Source organism: Streptomyces sp. NRRL S-920 (genome assembly GCF_000717945.1).
Taxonomy (GTDB): Bacteria; Actinomycetota; Actinomycetes; order Streptomycetales; family Streptomycetaceae; genus Streptomyces; species Streptomyces alboniger.
This window is the reverse complement of the sequence record NZ_JODF01000073.1, coordinates 13,558-31,532: the sequence shown is the minus strand read 5'-3', so window position 1 is coordinate 31,532 and position 17,975 is coordinate 13,558. Positions and strand designations below refer to the sequence as shown.

The 17,975-nt window shown below is 72.3% G+C and carries 11 protein-coding genes; 9 read left to right on the top strand and 2 right to left on the bottom strand.

All coding sequences use genetic code 11. The annotated features are described in order from the left end of the window. The first annotated feature begins 230 nt into the window (after positions 1-230). Positions 231-3,254 carry an alpha-mannosidase gene (locus tag IG54_RS0132785; RefSeq protein ID WP_030793157.1) on the top strand — a complete coding sequence of 1,008 codons (3,024 nt, stop codon included), beginning with the start codon at positions 231-233 and terminating at the stop codon, positions 3,252-3,254. A gap of 71 nt (positions 3,255-3,325) precedes the next feature. Here IG54_RS0132785 and IG54_RS0132780 read toward each other — a convergent pair whose 3' ends face one another. Beyond that, positions 3,326-4,753, bottom strand: coding sequence for a lipase maturation factor family protein (locus IG54_RS0132780; protein WP_030793155.1), 1,428 nt, complete (start codon positions 4,751-4,753; stop codon positions 3,326-3,328). A gap of 122 nt (positions 4,754-4,875) precedes the next feature. Here IG54_RS0132780 and IG54_RS0132775 point away from each other — a divergent pair, with 122 nt between their 5' ends. The 8 genes from IG54_RS0132775 (at position 4,876) to IG54_RS0132740 (ending at position 17,158) form a co-directional block, all read left to right on the top strand. Beyond that, complete coding sequence (locus IG54_RS0132775; RefSeq protein ID WP_158708975.1) at positions 4,876-6,057, top strand: DUF6777 domain-containing protein; 1,182 nt, start codon at positions 4,876-4,878, stop codon at positions 6,055-6,057. Positions 6,058-6,477: 420 nt separating this feature from the next. Beyond that, positions 6,478-9,363, top strand: a complete 2,886-nt coding sequence (locus IG54_RS0132770; RefSeq protein ID WP_030793147.1) for a helix-turn-helix transcriptional regulator — start codon at positions 6,478-6,480, stop codon at positions 9,361-9,363. 181 nt (positions 9,364-9,544) lie between these two features. Further along, positions 9,545-10,198 carry a response regulator transcription factor gene (locus IG54_RS0132765; protein ID WP_030793144.1) on the top strand — a complete coding sequence of 218 codons (654 nt, stop codon included), beginning with the start codon at positions 9,545-9,547 and terminating at the stop codon, positions 10,196-10,198. Between the two features lie 7 nt (positions 10,199-10,205). Further along, positions 10,206-11,489 carry a sensor histidine kinase gene (locus IG54_RS0132760; protein WP_063756293.1) on the top strand — a complete coding sequence of 428 codons (1,284 nt, stop codon included), beginning with the start codon at positions 10,206-10,208 and terminating at the stop codon, positions 11,487-11,489. 177 nt (positions 11,490-11,666) lie between these two features. Beyond that, positions 11,667-12,710: a 3-deoxy-7-phosphoheptulonate synthase gene (aroF, locus tag IG54_RS0132755; RefSeq protein WP_234336438.1), complete on the top strand. Its 1,044-nt coding sequence runs from the start codon at positions 11,667-11,669 to the stop codon at positions 12,708-12,710. Positions 12,711-13,109: 399 nt separating this feature from the next. After that, complete coding sequence (locus IG54_RS0132750) at positions 13,110-14,087, top strand: ParB/RepB/Spo0J family partition protein (protein ID WP_234336437.1); 978 nt, start codon at positions 13,110-13,112, stop codon at positions 14,085-14,087. A gap of 74 nt (positions 14,088-14,161) precedes the next feature. Beyond that, positions 14,162-16,276 carry a SpoIIE family protein phosphatase gene (locus tag IG54_RS0132745; protein ID WP_030793133.1) on the top strand — a complete coding sequence of 705 codons (2,115 nt, stop codon included), beginning with the start codon at positions 14,162-14,164 and terminating at the stop codon, positions 16,274-16,276. A 21-nt stretch (positions 16,277-16,297) separates the two neighbouring features. Continuing rightward, a complete protein-coding gene (locus IG54_RS0132740; protein WP_030793130.1) occupies positions 16,298-17,158 on the top strand; it encodes an Fpg/Nei family DNA glycosylase in 861 nt (286 codons plus the stop codon). 92 nt (positions 17,159-17,250) lie between these two features. Here the strand turns inward: IG54_RS0132740 and IG54_RS0132735 are convergent, their stop codons facing one another. Beyond that, complete coding sequence (locus tag IG54_RS0132735; protein WP_030793126.1) at positions 17,251-17,901, bottom strand: zf-HC2 domain-containing protein; 651 nt, start codon at positions 17,899-17,901, stop codon at positions 17,251-17,253. Positions 17,902-17,975: the final 74 nt, after the last annotated feature.

Below are 17,975 nucleotides of genomic sequence, written 5' to 3'. Positions count from 1 at the left end.
AAGCTCTCGGCTTCGCTCGAGCAGGGGGCGCCCCCATCGCGTTGCCGCCCTCCTCCGCCTTGCATCTCGACGCACCAGACCCCGCTCACCTGCGCAGAACGGTGACCGCCACCCAAGTACGGCCTGATCCGCCGGACAGGCCCTAGGCCGATACGGCCTCCGTAGATCGCGCTTCGCGCTCGTCCTCAATCGCCGGACGGGCTCCAATTTTCCATCCCCGGGAGACTGCCATGCATGACGACCGCACCCTTGTCGAAGCCCGGCTCAAGCGCGTTCTGGACGAGCGCGTCAGGCCCGCCGTGTACCCCGCATCCGTGCCGCTCGACGTCGCGGTGTGGAACGCGCCGGGCGAGCCGGTACCCGTCGCCGAAGGGCTGGCCGCCGAGCCCGTGCCGACCGCTGTCGGGGAGCGGTGGGGCGCGCCCTGGGGGACCAGCTGGTTCCGGGTCAGCGGGACCGTGCCGAAGGAGTGGGCGGGCAGGACCGTCGAGGCGGTCCTCGACCTCGGCTTCGACGAGAACATGCCGGGCTTCCAGTGCGAGGGGCTCGTCTACCGCCCCGACGGCACCCCGGTGAAGGGCCTCAACCCGCGCAACCAGTGGGTGCGGATCGCCGCCCCCGCCGAGGGCGGGGAGGAGGTGCGGCTGCACATCGAGGCCGCCTCCAACCCCGTCATCCTCGACTACCACCCCTTCCTGCCCACTCAGTTGGGCGACAAGGAGACCGCGGGCAGCGAGCCGCAGTACAAGCTCGCGCGCATGGACCTCGCCGTCTTCGACGAGACGGTGTGGCAGCTCGTCATCGACCTGGAGGTACTGGGCGAGCTGATGCGGGAGCTGCCCGAGGACTCGGGGCGGCGCTACGACATCGTGCGCGCGGTCGGCCGCGCGCTCGACGCCGTCGACCTCCAGGACGTGAACGGCTCGGCCGCCGCGGCCCGCGCCCTGCTCGAAGACGTGCTCAGCACCCCCGCCGAGCCGTCCGCGCACCGCATCAGCGCCGTCGGCCACGCCCACATCGACTCCGCCTGGCTGTGGCCGCTGCGCGAGACGGTGCGCAAGGTGGCGCGTACGACGTCGAACATGACCGCGCTCATCGAGGACGAGCCCGACTTCGTCTTCGCCATGTCCCAGGCCCAGCAGTGGGCCTGGGTCAAGGAGCACCGGCCCGAGGTGTGGGCGAAGGTCAAGAAGGCGGTCGCCGATGGGCGGTTCGTGCCCGCGGGCGGCATGTGGGTCGAGTCGGACACGAACATGCCGGGCTCCGAGGCGATGGCTCGTCAGTTCGTGCACGGCAAGCGATTCTTCCTCGACGAGTTCGGCGTGGAGAACGACGAGGCGTGGCTGCCGGACACCTTCGGCTTCGCCGCGGGACTGCCCCAGATCATCAAGGCCGCGGGCTCCAAGTGGCTGCTGACGCAGAAGATCTCCTGGTCGCAGACCAACCGCTTCCCGCACCACACCTTCAACTGGGAGGGCATCGACGGGACGCGGATCTTCACGCACTTCCCGCCCGTCGACACCTACAACTGCTCCATGAAGGGCAGCGAGATCGCCCACGCGGCGAAGAACTTCAAGGACAAGGGCGTCGCCCGGCACTCGCTCGCGCCCACCGGCTGGGGCGACGGAGGCGGCGGCACCACCCGCGAGATGATCGCGAAGGCGGCGCGGATGCGGGATCTGGAGGGCTCGGCGACCGTTCGTTGGGAGACGCCGGAGCAGTTCTTCCGGAAGGCCGAGGCCGAGTACCCGAACGCTCCCGTGTGGGTCGGCGAGCTGTATCTGGAACTGCACCGGGCGACCCTCACCAGCCAGGCCGGCACCAAGCAGGGCAACCGCCGCAGCGAGCACCTGCTCCGGGAGGCCGAGCTGTGGGCGGCGACGGCCGCCGTGCGGCGCCCCGAATTCACGTACCCCTACGAGCAGTTGGACCGCATCTGGAAGACGGTGCTGCTCCACCAGTTCCACGACATCCTGCCCGGCTCGTCCATCGCCTGGGTGCACCGCGAGGCCCGTGCCACCTACGCGGCGCTCGCGCGGGAGCTGACCGCCATCATCGAGGCGGCACAGCGTGCCCTGGCCGGTGACGGCGCCGACGAGCTGGTCTTCAACTCCACCCCGCACGCCCGCGACGGCGTGCCCGCGGGCGGCGCCGGGACCGCGGCGATCGGCGGGCGGTCGGCGATCGAGGCGCGCGCCGAGGGAGGCTTCGTCCTCGACAACGGCCTGCTGCGGGTCGAGATCGACGCGCGGGGACTGGTCGTGTCCGCGTACGACCTCGTCGCCGAGCGCGAGACGGTGGCGCCCGGCGCGGCGGCGAACCTGCCGCAACTGCACGCCGACTTCCCGAACATGTGGGACGCGTGGGACGTGGACGAGTTCTACCGCAACACCGTCAGCGACCTCACGCAGGCGGACGAGGTCACCGCGGGCGAGGGCGCGTCGGTCCGGGTCGTGCGCACTTTCGGTGACTCGCGGCTCACGCAGGTCCTGTCGCTGGCGCCGGGCGCGCAGCGGCTCGACATCGACACCGAGGTCGACTGGCACGAGACCGAGAAGTTCCTGAAGCTCGCCTTCCCGCTGGACATCCACGCCGAGCGGTACGCCTCGGAGACCCAGTTCGGGCACTTCTACCGGCCCACGCACACCAACACGAGCTGGGAGGCCGCCAAGTTCGAGGCGTGCAACCACCGCTTCGTGCACCTGGAGGAGCCGGGCTGGGGCGTCGCGCTGGTCAACGACTCGACGTACGGCCATGACGTGACCCGGGCCGTCCGCGGCGACGACGCGGGTACGACGACGACCGTCCGCGTCTCGCTGCTGCGCGCCCCGCGCTTCCCCGACCCCGAGACCGACCAGGGCGTGCACCGCTTCCGGCACGCGTTGGTGCCGGGCGCGGCGATCGGCGACGCGGTGCGCGAGGGGTACCGCATCAACCTGCCCGAGCGGCGGGTGAGCGGCGGCTCTGCGGTGGCGCCGCTGGTCACGGTCGACAACGACGCCGTGGTGGTCACGGCGGTGAAGCTCGCCGACGACGGCAGCGGCGACGTCGTCGTCCGCTTCCACGAGTCACGCGGCGGCCGCGCGAAGGCGACGCTGACGGCGGGCTTCCCGGCGGCGGACGTCACGGTGACCGACCTCCTGGAGCGCCCGCTGGAGGAGGCGGCGGCGCCGGAACTCGCGGACGGCGCGGTGTCGGTGAGGCTGCGGCCGTTCGAGCTGGTGACGCTGCGGTTCGGACGGCGGATCGGTTAGGCCGCCGGCGTACTGCCGCTCGGCGTCGCCCTCATCCCGGTCCTACTCATGATCGCGCCGGCACGCCAGGCCTACGGCTTGCGAGCCGGGGCGGCGAGTCTCGTCGGCGGCAGGAACTCGCGGACGTAATCGCGCTTCCAGCACGCTCCGGTGTCACGCAGCTCGCGCCAGGTCGTGTACTGGTAGCGGTACAGGCGGGCGCGGATGTACACCGGCGGGGACTCGGGAGGGAACGGCGAGCGGCGCAGCAGGCGCAGCGTGTCGCGGTCGCCGTCCAGCAGGCGCTCGACCATCGGGCCGAACCACGAGCGGGCGTAGGCGGGGGAGAGGCCGGCGAACCACATCATCCAGTCCAGCCGCAGATGGTACGGGGCGAACTGGCGAGGCCAGTGCCGCGGGTCGCCGGGCTTCCCCTTGAACTCGTAGGGGAGCCATGCGGAGTCCTCGCGGGGGTGGGGGTCAGCCGTGCCCTCCACGACGACCTCCTGGCGGACCCGGCTGACGCTGCCGAACGCGCCGTACGTGTTGACGAGGTGCAGCGGGTCGAACGAGCGGTTCATGACCTGGCGCCGGGACAGCAGATTGCGCACCGGGCGGTAGCTGAGCGCGAGGAGCAGCACGGTGACGGCGATGACCAGCACCTCGTACCAGAGCGGGGCGGGCGCGAACCGCGACGGGGTGTGCCAGGCGGAGAAGTCCACGGCGGTCACCGCCACCACGATGGTGATCCAGTTCAGCCAGGCGAAGTTGCCGGACAGGACCAGCCAGAGCTGAGTCACGATCATCAGGAGGGCCGCGACCGTCGCCACCGGCTGGGGGGTGAAGAGCAGGAAGGGCACCGCTAGTTGGGTGACGTGGTTGGCCGCGGCCTCCATCCGGTGCACGGGCCTCGGGAGGTGGTGGAAGAACCAGCTCAGCGGGCCCGGCATCGGTTGCGTCTCGTGGTGGAAGTACAGGCAGGTGAGTTCGCGCCAGCACGCGTCGCCGCGCAACTTGATCAGCCCCGCGCCGAACTCCACGCGGAAGAGCACCCACCGCAGCAGGAAGAGGATCAGGACGGGCGGCGCGACCTCGTCGTTGCCGAGGAAGACGGCGAGGAAGCCCACCTCGAGGAGCAGCGACTCCCAGCCGAAGCCGTACCACGTCTGCCCCACGTTCACGATGGAGAGACAGAGCGCCCAGGGGATCAGCCACAGCAGCATCGCGCCCCACAGCGGCAGCAGACCGTCGAGGCCCGCGAACAGCGCCACCGCCACCGCGCACCCCGCCCACGCGCAGGACGCGAAGAACCGGTCCGAATAGTGGAGCTGGAACAGGCTCGGCGCCCGCCGGAACGGCACGCGCTCCACATACCTCGGCACCGGCAGTATCCCGCGCTCCCCGATCAGCGCCCGGAACTCCAGGGCGGCCCCCAGGAACGCCACCAGATAGAGCACGGCCAGGGCCCGCTGGAAGATCAGCCGACTCAATCCGTACGCGTCCGCCGTGAACCACTCCACGTCACCATTGTGACGCCGGGTGAGCCGCTTCGGCTTGCGAGGCGCCCGGGGCCCCCGCGGACAATGACGGAAACCCCTGCGGACAGAGCGGGGCATATGACCCGGCTACGGCGGGAGAACCCGTGCGCGCACCCACCAGGACCTACGCGATGACCTTCGCGATATCCGTGGCCCTCGCGGTCGCGGGCTGCTCGGGGGACGGTGGCGAGAACACCACCGGAAGCGGCCGCGAACTGTTCATGCAGCCCGTCGCCGCGCAGGGCCCCGACCCGTTCACCGACTCCACCGCGAAGAGCGCCGCGAGCCCGCCGCCCGTCACCCGTTCGCCGCAACCCTCGCCCACCGGGTCGGCGACCCCGCAGGGCACCCGCTCCCTGTCGGGCGGTACGCCGGGCCTGTACGGCGGCACGCGCTCCGCCGGCAGCTGTGACGTCGACAGGCAGGTGCGTCTCCTCACCGCCGACCAGGCGAGGGCCCGAGCCTTCGCGCAGGTGTCCGGCATCGACCAGGCGGCGATACCCGGCTTCCTGCGCGGCCTCACGCCCGTCGTGCTGCGGGCCGACACCCGCGTGACCAACCACGGCTTCCGCGGCGGTTCCGCGAGGAGCTTCCAGTCCGTCCTCCAGGCGGGCACGGCCGTCCTGGTCGACGACCGGGGGGTGCCGAGGGTGCGCTGCGCCTGCGGGAACCCCCTGAAGCCGCCGGTCGCCTTCAAAGGCGCGCCCCGCCACAACGGCCGCCCCTGGAGCGGCTACCAGCCGACGCGCGTGGTCGTGGTGACCCCGGCGCCGCAGCCGATCGTCACCATCGTCATCGTGAACATCGTCGACAACACCTGGATCGAGCGGAAGGTCGGCGACGAGCACGGCCACAAGGACCGCGTCACCAAGCCGCCGGTGCCGCCGGTGCCGCCGACCCCGCCCCCCACCGACCCGGACGACTCCCTCGACCCGGACAAGTCCGTGGACCCCGACAAGTCCGTGGACCCCGACAAGTCCGTGGACCCCGACAAGTCCGTGGACCCGGACGAGTCCGTGGACCCCGACAAGTCCAAGGACGAGGACGTCACCCCCGACGATCCCGGCACCACGCCGTCCGACTGCCCGAGCCTGTCCCCGGGCACCGGCACTCCCGAGGAGCTGTCCTCGCCGTTGCCGCCCGGCTGCCCGTCCCCGTCGCCCCGGTCGGCGGACGCCCCCTCACCGCCGGACGGCACCACCGACGAACCAGAGTTGGAGCCCGACGACCCCTATCTGTCCGAGAACCCCCTCTCCGACAGCGATCCGGGCACCTTCTACAGCTGACCGGGCCCCCGCCGCGCGCCCGATCGGGCAGGGGGCCGGGCCCTCGAATCAGTCATGTGGCCGCCGGCGGGGCCACGCCGATCGGGCCAATCGTTCCCCGGCCCTCGTGTCGCTGTCGCCCCAACTGTCACCACCGTCTATTGGGCCGACTCGCAACCGCGTTCTGAAAAGCCGTTGAATTCACTCATCAGGCATATGTGCGCGAGTTCTCGCCGCATATGGAGTGGGGACGTCCGATTGTTTCGGGCGTGGCGCATTCGCGACGGTAATGAGATGGCATCGCGTCAAATAGCGCTGGTGATTGATTTTCAGATATGGCAGAGTCGACGCACGGGTAGCAGGTCAAGTCAGGGGAATTGATCCAGCTGGCCGACCGGCCGGTCAACGATCAGCCGTCAGGCACGGGGGAGAAGTCGGCTCATGGACTTGGTGGAACGTGGCGACGAATTCTCGATCATGGAAAGCATGCTCGACTCGTGCGCGGCCGGGCATGGCGGAGTCCTCCTGGTAAGCGGCCCGGTGGCCAGCGGCAAGACCGCGCTCCTGCGCGCCTTCGGCGCCCGCGCCACCGCCGCCGGAGCCCTGTACTTGCAGGCCACGGCGTCAGAGGCGGAGAGCGACCTGCCCCTTGGGGTGATGGGGCAGCTGCTGCTGGGCGCCGGACTCCTCGGCGCGGACTCCCGGCGCGCGGCCCGCCTCCTCGGCCTCGTCGCGGACGCCGCCCAGTCGCGACGGCAGGACGCACCCGCTGTCGCGATCAACGAGATTCCCGAGCTATGCGGGATTGTCCTCGAAAAGGCCAGGGAAAGTACCGTGGTGCTCGGCATCGACGATGTGCACCACGCCGACAGGCAGTCCTTGGAATGCCTCCTCTACCTGGCCCGCCGACTCACCGTCAGCCGCGTTCTGGTCGTGCTGGGGGAGAACAGCGGCTTTCTGACCGCTAATACGCGACTGCGCGTCGATTTGCTGCGCCTTCCCGGATGCCGCAATATCAGGCTCGGGCCCCTCCAGCGGCAAGGAGTGGCCGAAATGATCTCGGGAATCGGTGAGGCCGGGCGGCGGACGCGCAAGCTCGTCACACAGCTCCACCAGCTGGGCGGCGGCAGCCCGCTGCTGACCCGGGCGCTGATCGAGGACCACCGCACCGCGAGCGCCGCCGGCGGACCCGCCGTCGGCCTGGTGCCGGGCGAGGCGTTCGTACAGGCCGTCGCGACCGCCCTGTACCGCAGCGACCTCGCCACCCGACGCACCGCCTGGGCGCTGGCCGTGGCAGGCCCCGAGGTGCCGCTCGCCGAGCTGGTGGAAGTCCTCGGCGGGACCCGGGAGTCCCTCCACCGCAGCCTGCGCGCGCTGAACGACGCGGGCCTGCTCGACGCCGGGTGGTTCCGCCACGACGCGGGCCGCGCCGCGGTCCTCAGAAGCATGGACCCCGCCGACCGCAGCCGCCTGGAGACCCGCTGCGCCCAGGTCCTGCACGAGCACGGCGCGACCGCGACCGTCGTCGTCCAGCATCTGATGGCGGCCGGGACCGTCGACGCCCCCTGGGCGCTGCGCACCCTCATCGAGGCCGCGGACCGGGCCCTCGCCGACGACGAGGTCGACCTGGCCCTCGCCTGTCTGCGGGTCGCCCGCGACTCCCGCACCGACGCCCGCCAGGCCCTGGAGATCCGGGCCGCGCTCACCCGCGCGGGCTGGCGGGTCAACCCCTCCAGCGTCGCCCAGCACCTGCCCGAACTGTTCGCGGCCGCGCTGGACGGCCGCCTCGGCACCCGCGACGCCGACGAACTCGTCGGTCACCTCCTCTGGTTCGGACAGGTGGAACGGGCCCTCGACGTGCTGCGCGCCGCCGAACAGCACGGCGCCTCCGGGCGACCCGGGCCCGGCACACCCCACCGGCACGACTGCCCGCGCCGCTGGATGACGTACGCCTATCCCGGGCTTGCTGCCTCCACCCGCGCCTGCCTCGGCGACGACCCCGAGCACCGGACGCCGGAGCACGCCGCCCCCGAGCACGCCCCGTCCCGGGCCCGCAGCCCCCACCAGCGGGCGGCGAGTCTGATGAAGGCCGTGCTCGACGGGGCGCACGGCGCCGCGGGCGCGGGCGGCGAGGTGGTCGTCAGGGCCGAGCAGATCTTGCAGAGCACCCGCCTCGACGACGGCACCCTGACAGCGCTCCTCGTCGCGCTGAACTCCCTCGTCCTCGCCGACCGGCTGGAGGCCGCCGCCTTCTGGTGCGAGACCCTCCTCCGGGAGGCCGCCGAGCGGCACGCCCCCATGTGGCACGCGCTGCTCGCCTCGGCCAAGGCCCGCGTCGAACTGCGTACGGGCGCGCTCGCCGCCGCCGAGGAGTCGGCGCGCGCGGCGCTCACCCTGGTCCCCGCCGACGGCTGGGGCGTCGCCGCGGCCTCGCCCCTCGCCACGTCCGTATACACCCTGACCGCCATGGGCCGGTTCGACGAGGCGGCCGGCCGACTGGCGGTCCCCGTCCCCGACGCGGCGTTCCGGACACCCGACGGGCTGCTCTACCTCCGCGCCCGCGGCCACTACTACCTCGCGGCCGGGCGCCCCTACGCCGCGCTCGACGACTTCCTCACCTGCGGGGACCTCATGACGCGCTGGGGGTTCGACCTGCCCGCGCTCGTGCCCTGGCGCGCGGACGCCGCCGAGGCCCATCTGTCGCTCGGCGACACCGACCACGCCCGGGGCCTGGCCGAGGAGCAACTGGCCCTGGTGGGGCGGAGCAACGGCTGGGCGCGCGCCGCCTCCCTGCGGGCGCTCGCGAGCACCCTGGACGCCGGGCACCGGCCGCCGCTGCTCGGCGAGGCCATCGAGATCCTGCGGGACCGCGGCCACCGGCTCGAACTGTCCAGAGCCATCGACGAGTTGGCGCGGGCCCAACGCGAACTCGGCAAGAGCGGCCAGGCGCGCGCCCTCGCCCGCAAGGCCCAGCAACTGGCCGCGGAGTGCGGCATGCCCGTGCCCCCGGCGCGCGCCGCCGACGCCCGCGGGCCGCATCCCGCCGAGCAGCCGTGGTCGGCCGGGAACCGCCGACATCCCGACGAACTCAGCAACGCCGAACTGAGAGTGGCCACGCTCGCCGTCCGCGGCCACACCAACCGCCAGATAGCCGACAAGCTCTGCATCACGATCAGCACGGTCGAGCAGCACCTGACCCGCGCCTACCGCAAGCTCGACGTCCAGCGGCGAGCCGACCTCGCGGCGAAGCTCAGCCCCCTCTCGGGAGCGGGCGAGCGCGCGGGACCCGCGACGCACGACGCGTGGGACCGGCTGCACGTGGGCTAGCCGATGCGACCGACGGAGGAGGACCACGGTTGTCGTTTCTACGCGGCGGACGGTCACACCGCGGTCCGAAGACCTGTGACCGCCCTGGGCTGGGCCCCGGCAGTACGCTTCCGGAGTCCGGGCGGGCCGAACACCGGAGCGCGCCACGGACGCCCGTGGCGCGCTCGGCGAGGGGTGGACGATGAGGGTCTTGGTGGTCGAGGACCACACCGAGCTGGCGCAGTCGGTGGCGCGGGTGCTGCGCAGGGAGGGGATGGCGGTGGACGTCGTCCACGACGGCCTCGACGCCCTGGAGCGCACCTCCGTGGTCGACTACGACGTGGTCGTGCTCGACCGTGACCTGCCCGGCGTGCACGGCGACGAGGTGTGCAGAAAACTCGCCGAGCAGCCGTTGCAGGCCCGGGTGCTGATGCTGACCGCGTCCGGCACGATCGCCCACCGCGTGGAGGGCTTCAGCCTCGGTGCGGACGACTACCTCCCCAAGCCGTTCGCGTACGCCGAACTGGTCGCCCGCATCCGGGCGCTCGCCCGCCGCTCGCAGCCCGCGCTGCCCCCGGTCCTGGTCCGGGGCGACCTGAGACTCGACCCGGCGCAGCGCGTCGCGTCGCGCGCCGGGGAGCGACTGCCGCTCACCCCCAAGGAGTTCGCGGTCCTGGAGTACCTGCTCGCCGCCCAGGGCCGGGTCGTGTCGGCCGAGGAACTCCTGGAGCGCGTGTGGGACGAGGCGACGGACCCGTTCACCACCACCGTCAAGGCGACGATCAACCGCCTGCGGCCCAAGCTCGGCAACCCGCCCGTCATCGAGACCATTCCTCGGGGCGGCTACCGGATTTGAGGGACCCATGCGCCTGCCCTCGCTCGCCGCCCTGGCCCCCGCGACCCGGCGCCGTCTGACGCCCCGACGGGTGGGCGTACGCCTGACGCTGCTGTACGGCGCGCTGTTCCTGGCCTCCGGGGCGATCCTGCTCGCGATCACCTATCTGCTCGTCGCGAGGTCATCGGGCGGCGACGTCCTCGTCGGGGGCGCGGACGGCGAACTCCTCACCGGGCCGGGCGACGGCGGCCCCGTCGACGAGGGCGTCTCCGGCGGCCCGGCCCCCGTACCGCCCGGCGAGCTGGCGGGGCAACTGCGCGAGCAGGCGTCCCGCCAGCGCCGGGCCAACCTGCGGCAGCTGCTGGTCCAGTCGGGGATCGCGCTGGCCCTCATGGTGGTCGTCTCGGCCGCGCTCGGCTGGCTGATCGCCGGGCGGGCCCTGCGCCCGCTGCGCACGATGACCGGCGCCATCCGGCGCATCTCCGCCCACAACATCCACGAGCGGCTGGCCGTGCGGGGCCCCGCCGACGAGCTGAAAGTCCTCGCCGACACCGTCGACGGGCTCCTCGGCCGGCTCGACGCGGCACTGGACTCCCACCGGCGCTTCGTCGCCAACGCCGCCCACGAGCTGCGCACCCCGCTCACCCTGGAACACGCGCTGCTCGAAGAGTCGCTGATCGACCGCGAGGCCACCGCGGAGTCGTTCCGGGCGAACTTCGAGCGGCTCCTCGCGATCAGTGAACAGCAGGCACGCCTCCTGGAGTCGCTGCTCACCCTGTCCAGCAGCCAGCGCGGCCTTGACCACAGGGAGCCGCTGGACGTCTCCCTCATCGCCGAGTGGGTCCTGCACGCCGCGCGCCCGGAGATCGAGCGCCGGGGCCTGCGCGCCGAGCCGGTGATCGGCCCCGCGCCCGCCGTCGGTGACCCCGTGCTCGTCCAGAGCCTGCTGGCCCACCTCGTGGACAACGCCGTACGCCACAACACCCCCGGCGGACACCTGGAGATCGCCACCCGGACCCGGGGCGGGCACGCCGTCGTCACGGTGGCCAACTCCGGGCCGCCGGTGCCGCCCGAACAGGTGGAGCGGCTCTTCGAACCCTTCCAACGGCTCGGCCGCACCGCGGGCGAGGGCCATGGACTCGGTCTGGCGATCGTCCACGCCGTCGCCGTCGCCCACGGGGCCGACATCAGCGCGCGGACCCGCGCCGGAGGCGGACTCGCGGTGGAAATCGCCTTCCCTCCGCCGCCGGACCTCCGTGGCGCACAGGGAATTGATATTGCGCAGTTGGACGACGGCACGGGACTTCGTTGAGGAAAAGCCGGGGCACTTCTACGGTGGTACGGCGAGTACGACGAGCACGGCGAGTAGTACGGCGATGAATCCCCCCGAACATCACCGAACGAATTCCGTTCCGCTCATTCACATCATTGTGCTCCAGCCACTTATCCATGCACACGGGAAATCCCCGAGGAGGACCCCTTGGTCGTCGTGATGGCCCCGGAGGCCACACAGAAGGACGTGGACGCGGTCGTCGAACTGGTGCGTACGGCGGGCGGGGACGCGTTCGTCAGCCGCGGCGTGACCCGCACCATCGTCGGTCTCGTGGGGGACGTGGACGCCTTCGCCGCCCTGAACCTCTCGCACCTGCGCGGGGTCCTCGACGTCGTGCGGATCTCGGTGCCCTACAAACTGGTCAGCCGCGAGCACCACGTCGACAGGACCGTGGTCACCGTCGCGGGCGTGCCCATCGGCCCCGACACCCTGACCGTCATCGCGGGCCCCTGCGCCGTGGAGACCCCCTCGCAGACCCTCGCGGCCGCCCTGATGGCCAAGGCCGCGGGCGCCTCGCTGCTGCGCGGCGGCGCCTTCAAACCCCGCACGTCCCCTTACGCCTACCAGGGCCTCGGCGAGAGCGGGCTGCGCATCCTCGCCGACGTCAAGGCCGAGACGGGGCTGCCGCTGGTCACCGAGGTCATCGACCCGGCCGGCGTCGAACTGGTCGCTCCCTACGCCGACATGCTCCAGATCGGCACCCGCAACATGCACAACTTCGCCCTGCTCCAGGAGGTGGGCGCGGCCGGCATGCCGGTGCTCCTCAAGCGCGGCTTCGGCGCCACGATCGAGGAGTGGCTGATGGCCGCCGAGTACATCGCGCAGCGCGGCAACCTCGACATCGTGCTGTGCGAGCGCGGCATCCGCACCTTCGAGACCGCGACCCGCAACACCCTGGACATCAGCGCGGTGCCGGTCGTCCAGCGCCTGTCCCACCTGCCGGTGATCGTGGACCCCTCGCACTCCGGAGGCCGCAGGGACCTCGTCCTTCCGCTCACCCGCGCCGCCCTCGCGGCGGGCGCGGACGGCGTCATGATCGACGTACACCCGGACCCCGGAACGGCGCTGTGCGACGGCGACCAGGCCCTGACCCGGCCGGAGATCGCCGAGGTGGCCGACGCCGTCGCCCGGCTGTCGCCGCTGATGGGCCGCCGCCCCGCACGGCCGGTGGCCGAAGTGCGGGCCGGTAGGGGTGCATAGGGGTGGCGGAACCTGTGAGTGAGCTATTAGTGAGGGGTACCAGCGCCGAAAGGGCGTTGTTAGGGTAAGTGTGTCCGGTCGGCGGGGAATTTCCCCCACGATCGCACATTCGGCGGAATGTTCGACCCGGTTCGTCAGATGAGGCCGGCCTCATCGGATGAGGGAAAGCCGGCGGGGGCGCACGACTGCGCGCCGCACCCCTTTGCCGCACATCCGGGAGAACACGTCGTGCAATCCGGGAGAACGACGTCTGCGGTGCGCGCAGCGCATTCATTTCAGGGGCCCTCGACGAAGGGCGGACGCGTACGAGGCGCAGCCCACGCGGCGATGTGGTGAGAGCCGTCCAGTGTGCCGGGACGCGCATCCACGGGGGACACCAGAGCTTGAGGGGGAGTTGAGTTGGCAACACCTGGGCACGAACAGTTCGACCGACTAATGGTCGTCGAAGTCGAGATCGACTCGCTGTCGACGGCGGACTCACCGCGTACGTCCGGAGTGGACCCGGACCACGTGGAGGCGCTGGCGGTCGTCCAGACCCCGCTGCCGCCCATCACCGTGCACCGTCCCACGATGCGGGTCATCGACGGCCTGCACCGGCTGCGCGCCGCGGAGCTGCGCGGCGCGCGCAAGATCGCGGTGAAGTACTTCGACGGAGCCGAGGACGACGCGTTCGTCCTCGCCGTCGAATCGAACGTCACGCACGGCCTGCCGCTGACGACCGCGGACCGCAAGCGCGCGGCCGCACGCATCGTCGCCACCCACCCGCAGTGGTCGGACCGGATGATCGCCTCGGTCAGCGGGATCGCCCCCGGCACCGTCGCGGACATCCGCCGGCGGGAGCCGGGCAGCAAAACGGGGGACGGCAGCCGGATCGGCCACGACGGCCGGGTGCGGCCCATCAACGGAGCCGAGGGGCGCAGGCTCGCCAGCGAGCTGATCGCCCAGAACCCCGGCCTGTCGCTGCGCCAGGTCGCCCGCGTCGCGTCCATCTCGCCGGAGACGGTACGGGACGTGCGCAACCGCATGATGCGGGGCGAGGACCCCGTGGTACGGCGCGGCAGGCAGTCGGGCGGCGAGCACCGCGTCATCGCCCCCCGCGTGCGCCCCTCGGCCGTCCCCGACAGGGACGCGGCGCAGGACCGTGCCGCCGCCGTCAAGCGCCTCAAGGCGGACCCGGCACTGCGCTTCAGCGAGGTCGGCCGCACCCTGCTGCGGCTGCTCAACATCCACACGATCAGCATGGAGGAGTGGGACCAGATCATCGACAAGGTGCCCCCGCACTGCCGGGGCGTCGTGGCGTACCTCGCCGGTGAGAGCGCCGAGATGTGGGCGGAGGTGGCGACGCGGATGCAGGGCAAGGTCGCCGAGACGGCGTAGCACGGCCCGCACGGTGCCCCCGCGCGCCACTCCCCCCACATGCGCGCGCCGGGGGCTCCGCCTAGCGTGGCCCCATGGACGCGGGTACCTGTGGGCACGACCCGACGGGGCACTGCCGCTGTGGACAGCCGGCCGGGGAGCCGGCCGGCTGCTTCATGGAGCTGTACGGGGCCGCGCTGCGCATGGGCTGCTTCGACTGGGACCTCGACACGGGCCTGATGCGCATGGACGCCACCGCCCACGAGGTCTTCGACGTGCGCCCCGACGAGTACGACGGCCGCCCCGACAGCCTCGCCGCGTGCGTCCCGACCGCCGAGGCGCACCGCCTGGACGAGATCGTCTCGCACGCCCTGAAGGACGGCAGCCAGACCTACGGCGCCTACTTCCGGGTGCGCCTCCGGGGCGGCGGACTGCGCTGGACCCACACGAACGGCTGCATCCGGCGCGACGCCACGGGCCGGCCCCGGCGCATCGTGGGCATCGTCAGGGACGCCACCCGCGAGCTGGGCGACAGCCCGCCCGCCGTGCGCGAACGGGTCGACGAGGAGGCCGAGCGGCGCCGCACGACCAGCATCGTCCAGGGCACCACGGCGGCCCTGGCGCACGCCCGCACCGTGCAGGACGTCATCGACGTACTCAAGGACACCCACGGCCTCGCGCACCTCGGGGCGTCCAACCTGGTCATGGGCCTGGTCGAGGCGGGGCGGATCCGTCTGGTCGCCGAGGGCCCCGTGGGCAGCTTCGTGCCGGGCACCCGGGTGACCCGCATCGACGAGGAGTACCCGATGAGCGAGGTCGTGCGCACGCTCGCGCCGCGCTACATCGAGAGCGCCCGCGACTTCGCGGACTCCTATCCGCTGCTGTGGCCGCACATCGCCGAGCTGGGCATCACCTCGGCCGCGTATCTGCCGCTGATCGCGCAGGCCCGGCCGATCGGCGCGCTCGGCCTGCTCTACCAGGACAAGACCGGCTTCACCGTGGAGGAGCGCAACGTCCTGGTCGCCCTCGGCAGCAGCATCGCGCAGAGCCTCCAGCGCGCCATGTTCTACGAGCAGGAGAAGGACCTCGCCCAGGGCCTCCAGCAGGCCATGCTGCCGCGCACCATCCCCGGGGTGCCGGGCGCGGAGATCGCCGTCCGCTACCGTTCGGCGGCGCTCGGCCGGGACATCGGCGGCGACTGGTACGACGTGATCCCGCTGCCCGGCGGCCGGGTCGGCGCCGTCATCGGCGACGTCCAGGGCCACGACACCCACGCCGCCGCCGTCATGGGCCAGCTCCGCATCGTGCTGCGCGCCTACGCCACCGAGGGGCACACGCCCGCCACCGTCATGGCCCGCGCCTCCGGCTTCCTGCACGAGCTGGACACCGAGCGCTTCGCGACCTGCCTGTACGCGGAGGCCGACCTGTCGACCGGCGTGGTGCAGTTCGTGCGGGCGGGCCACATCGATCCGCTCCTCCAACTCGCTGACGGCTCCTGCCGCAGGGTGCCCGTCGACGGCGGTCTGCCCCTTGGCCTCTCCGCCGAGTTCGGCAGGCTCGACTACCCCGTCACCACCCTCGAACTCGACCCGGGCCAGACCCTGTTGCTCTGTACCGACGGTCTCGTCGAAGTGCCGGGCGCCGACCTCGACGACGGTATGCAGGCCCTCTCCGAGCTGGCCGCCACCGGACCCCGCGACCTGTCGAAGCTCGCCGACCGGCTCTGCGGCATCGTCGACGGCCGGGGCGGCGACGACGACGCCGCGCTGCTCCTGCTGCGCCGCCGCATGATCGACGCGCCCCGCTCGGGCGGCCGCCTCCAGCAGCACGTGGCGCCGAGCGACCCGGAGGCGCTGGCCGAGGCCCGCCACATGATCAGGGCCGCGGTGCGCGCCTGGGGAGCGGGGGAGCGCGCCGACGAGATCGAGCTGGTCGCCGACGAGATGATCACCAACGCGCTGATGCACACCGACGGCTCCGCGATCGTGACCCTGCGCGTCCTGACCGGCACCGACCGCAGGCTGCGCGTCGACGTCGAGGACTCCTCCAGCGCACTGCCGCGCCGCCGCGAGGCGGGCGAGGAGGGCGTGTCGGGCCGCGGTCTGCTGCTGGTGGACCGGCTCACGGACGTATGGGGTGTGGACGCGCGAGGCGGCGGCAAGTGTGTGTGGTGCGAGTTCATCGTGCCCGCCAGGAAGGAACGGGCCTGACGCGGGCTCTGAGGGAGAACCATGCCAGAACTGCCCGAAGTCGAGGCGCTGCGAGACTTTCTGACGGAACATCTGGTCGGGCGCGCGATCGTCCGTGTACTGCCCGTCGCGATCAGCGTCCTCAAGACGTACGACCCTCCGCTCACCGCCCTGGAGGGCCGCACCGTCACGGCCGTGACCCGGCACGGCAAGTTCCTGGACGTCGACGCGGACGGGCTGCACCTCGTCACCCACCTCGCCCGCGCCGGCTGGCTCCAGTGGAAGGACCGGCTCCCCGACGGCACCCCGCGCCCCGGCAAGGGCCCGCTCGCGCTGCGGGTGGCCCTGGAGACGGGGGAGGGCTTCGACCTCACGGAGGCGGGCACCCAAAAGCGCCTCGCGGTGTACGTCACCGAGGCGCCGTCGAAGATCCCGGGCATCGAGCGGCTGGGGCCCGATCCGCTCGCCCCCGACTTCGACGAGGAGCGCTTCGCCCGCCTCCTCGCGGGTGAACGGCGGCAGATCAAGGGCGCGTTGCGCGACCAGGGCCTGATCGCCGGGATCGGCAACGCGTACAGCGACGAGATCCTGCACGCGGCCCGCATGTCCCCGTTCAAACGGACGTCGAGCCTCACCGAGGAGGAGATCCACGGGCTGTACCGGGCCCTCCGGGACACGCTGACGGAGGCGGTGGAGCGCTCATGCGGAGTGGCGGCGGGCCGTCTCAAGGCCGAGAAGAAGAGCGGCCTGCGTGTGCACGGCCGCACCGGTGAGCCGTGTCCCGTGTGCGGCGACACGATCCGGGAGGTGTCCTTCGCCGACTCCTCCTTGCAGTACTGCCCGACGTGCCAGACGGGCGGAAAGCCGCTGGCCGACCGGAGGCTGTCGCGGTTGCTGAAGTGAGGGGCGGCCGGTTGGGGCCCCTGGCCGGGGCGCGGCTCTCACAGACCTAGTGGCTCGCACAGACGCAGTGGCTCTCGAGGACGCAGCAGCTCTCACAGGCGTAACGTCACCAGCCGCTGCCCGTCCGTCGTCCGCACCTCGTAGCGGTCGGTCTGTCCCGGACGCAGGGCCGCCGCGGCCGGGATCTCCGCGGTCTTTCCGGGGGCCTTCCAGGTCGTGATGGTCCGTTCCGAGCCGTCCTTGCCGACGGCGACCAGTGTGCAGACGCGCGCCCGCGGCGCCGGGTCCCGCACGGTGAGCGCGAGGTCCGTCCCCCAGGCGCGGTCGTGGGCCGTCAGTGTGGCGAGGACGCCGCTCCGGGCGTCACGCGCGCTGACCCGCTCGGGCCCGGCCCCGGAGACCGCCACAAGGGTCACGGCGGGTGTGGCGAAGGCCAGGGCGACGGCGAGGGCGGCGGCGCACAGCCGCCCACCGCGCCGCACGGTGTGCCGTCGGCCGATGTCGCGCAGTGTCCGGTCCAGGAGCGCCGGGCCGGGCGCCGCGGGAGGCTCCGCGGCGCGGCCGAAGTCCTCCAAAGTGCGGCCGTAGCACTCCAACAGGCGGGCGGTGTCCTGGAGTTCGGCGAGCGCCAGGAGGCACGCGGCGCATTCCGGGAGGTGATCCTCGAACCGGAACGCGTCCGCCTCGTCCAGGACGCCGAGCGCGTAGGCGCCGACGTCACGATGCCGCTCCAGGGACCTCATGGCGTTCCTTACGGTGAGAGGTGTTGCCTGCCCTCCGGTACGTAAGGGACCGCCGAAACATTCAAGGCCCCGCG

Bases quoted from the DNA above. Each gene is read 5' to 3' on its own strand.
- IG54_RS0132785 (WP_030793157.1), top strand. From the start codon at position 231: ATGCATGACGACCGCACCCTTGTCGAAGCCCGGCTCAAGCGCGTTCTG.
- IG54_RS0132770 (WP_030793147.1), top strand. From the start codon at position 6,478: ATGGACTTGGTGGAACGTGGCGACGAATTCTCGATCATGGAAAGCATG.
- IG54_RS0132765 (WP_030793144.1), top strand. From the start codon at position 9,545: ATGAGGGTCTTGGTGGTCGAGGACCACACCGAGCTGGCGCAGTCGGTG.
- IG54_RS0132760 (WP_063756293.1), top strand. From the start codon at position 10,206: ATGCGCCTGCCCTCGCTCGCCGCCCTGGCCCCCGCGACCCGGCGCCGT.
- IG54_RS0132745 (WP_030793133.1), top strand. From the start codon at position 14,162: ATGGACGCGGGTACCTGTGGGCACGACCCGACGGGGCACTGCCGCTGT.
- IG54_RS0132740 (WP_030793130.1), top strand. From the start codon at position 16,298: ATGCCAGAACTGCCCGAAGTCGAGGCGCTGCGAGACTTTCTGACGGAA.
- IG54_RS0132735 (WP_030793126.1), bottom strand. From the start codon at position 17,901: ATGAGGTCCCTGGAGCGGCATCGTGACGTCGGCGCCTACGCGCTCGGC.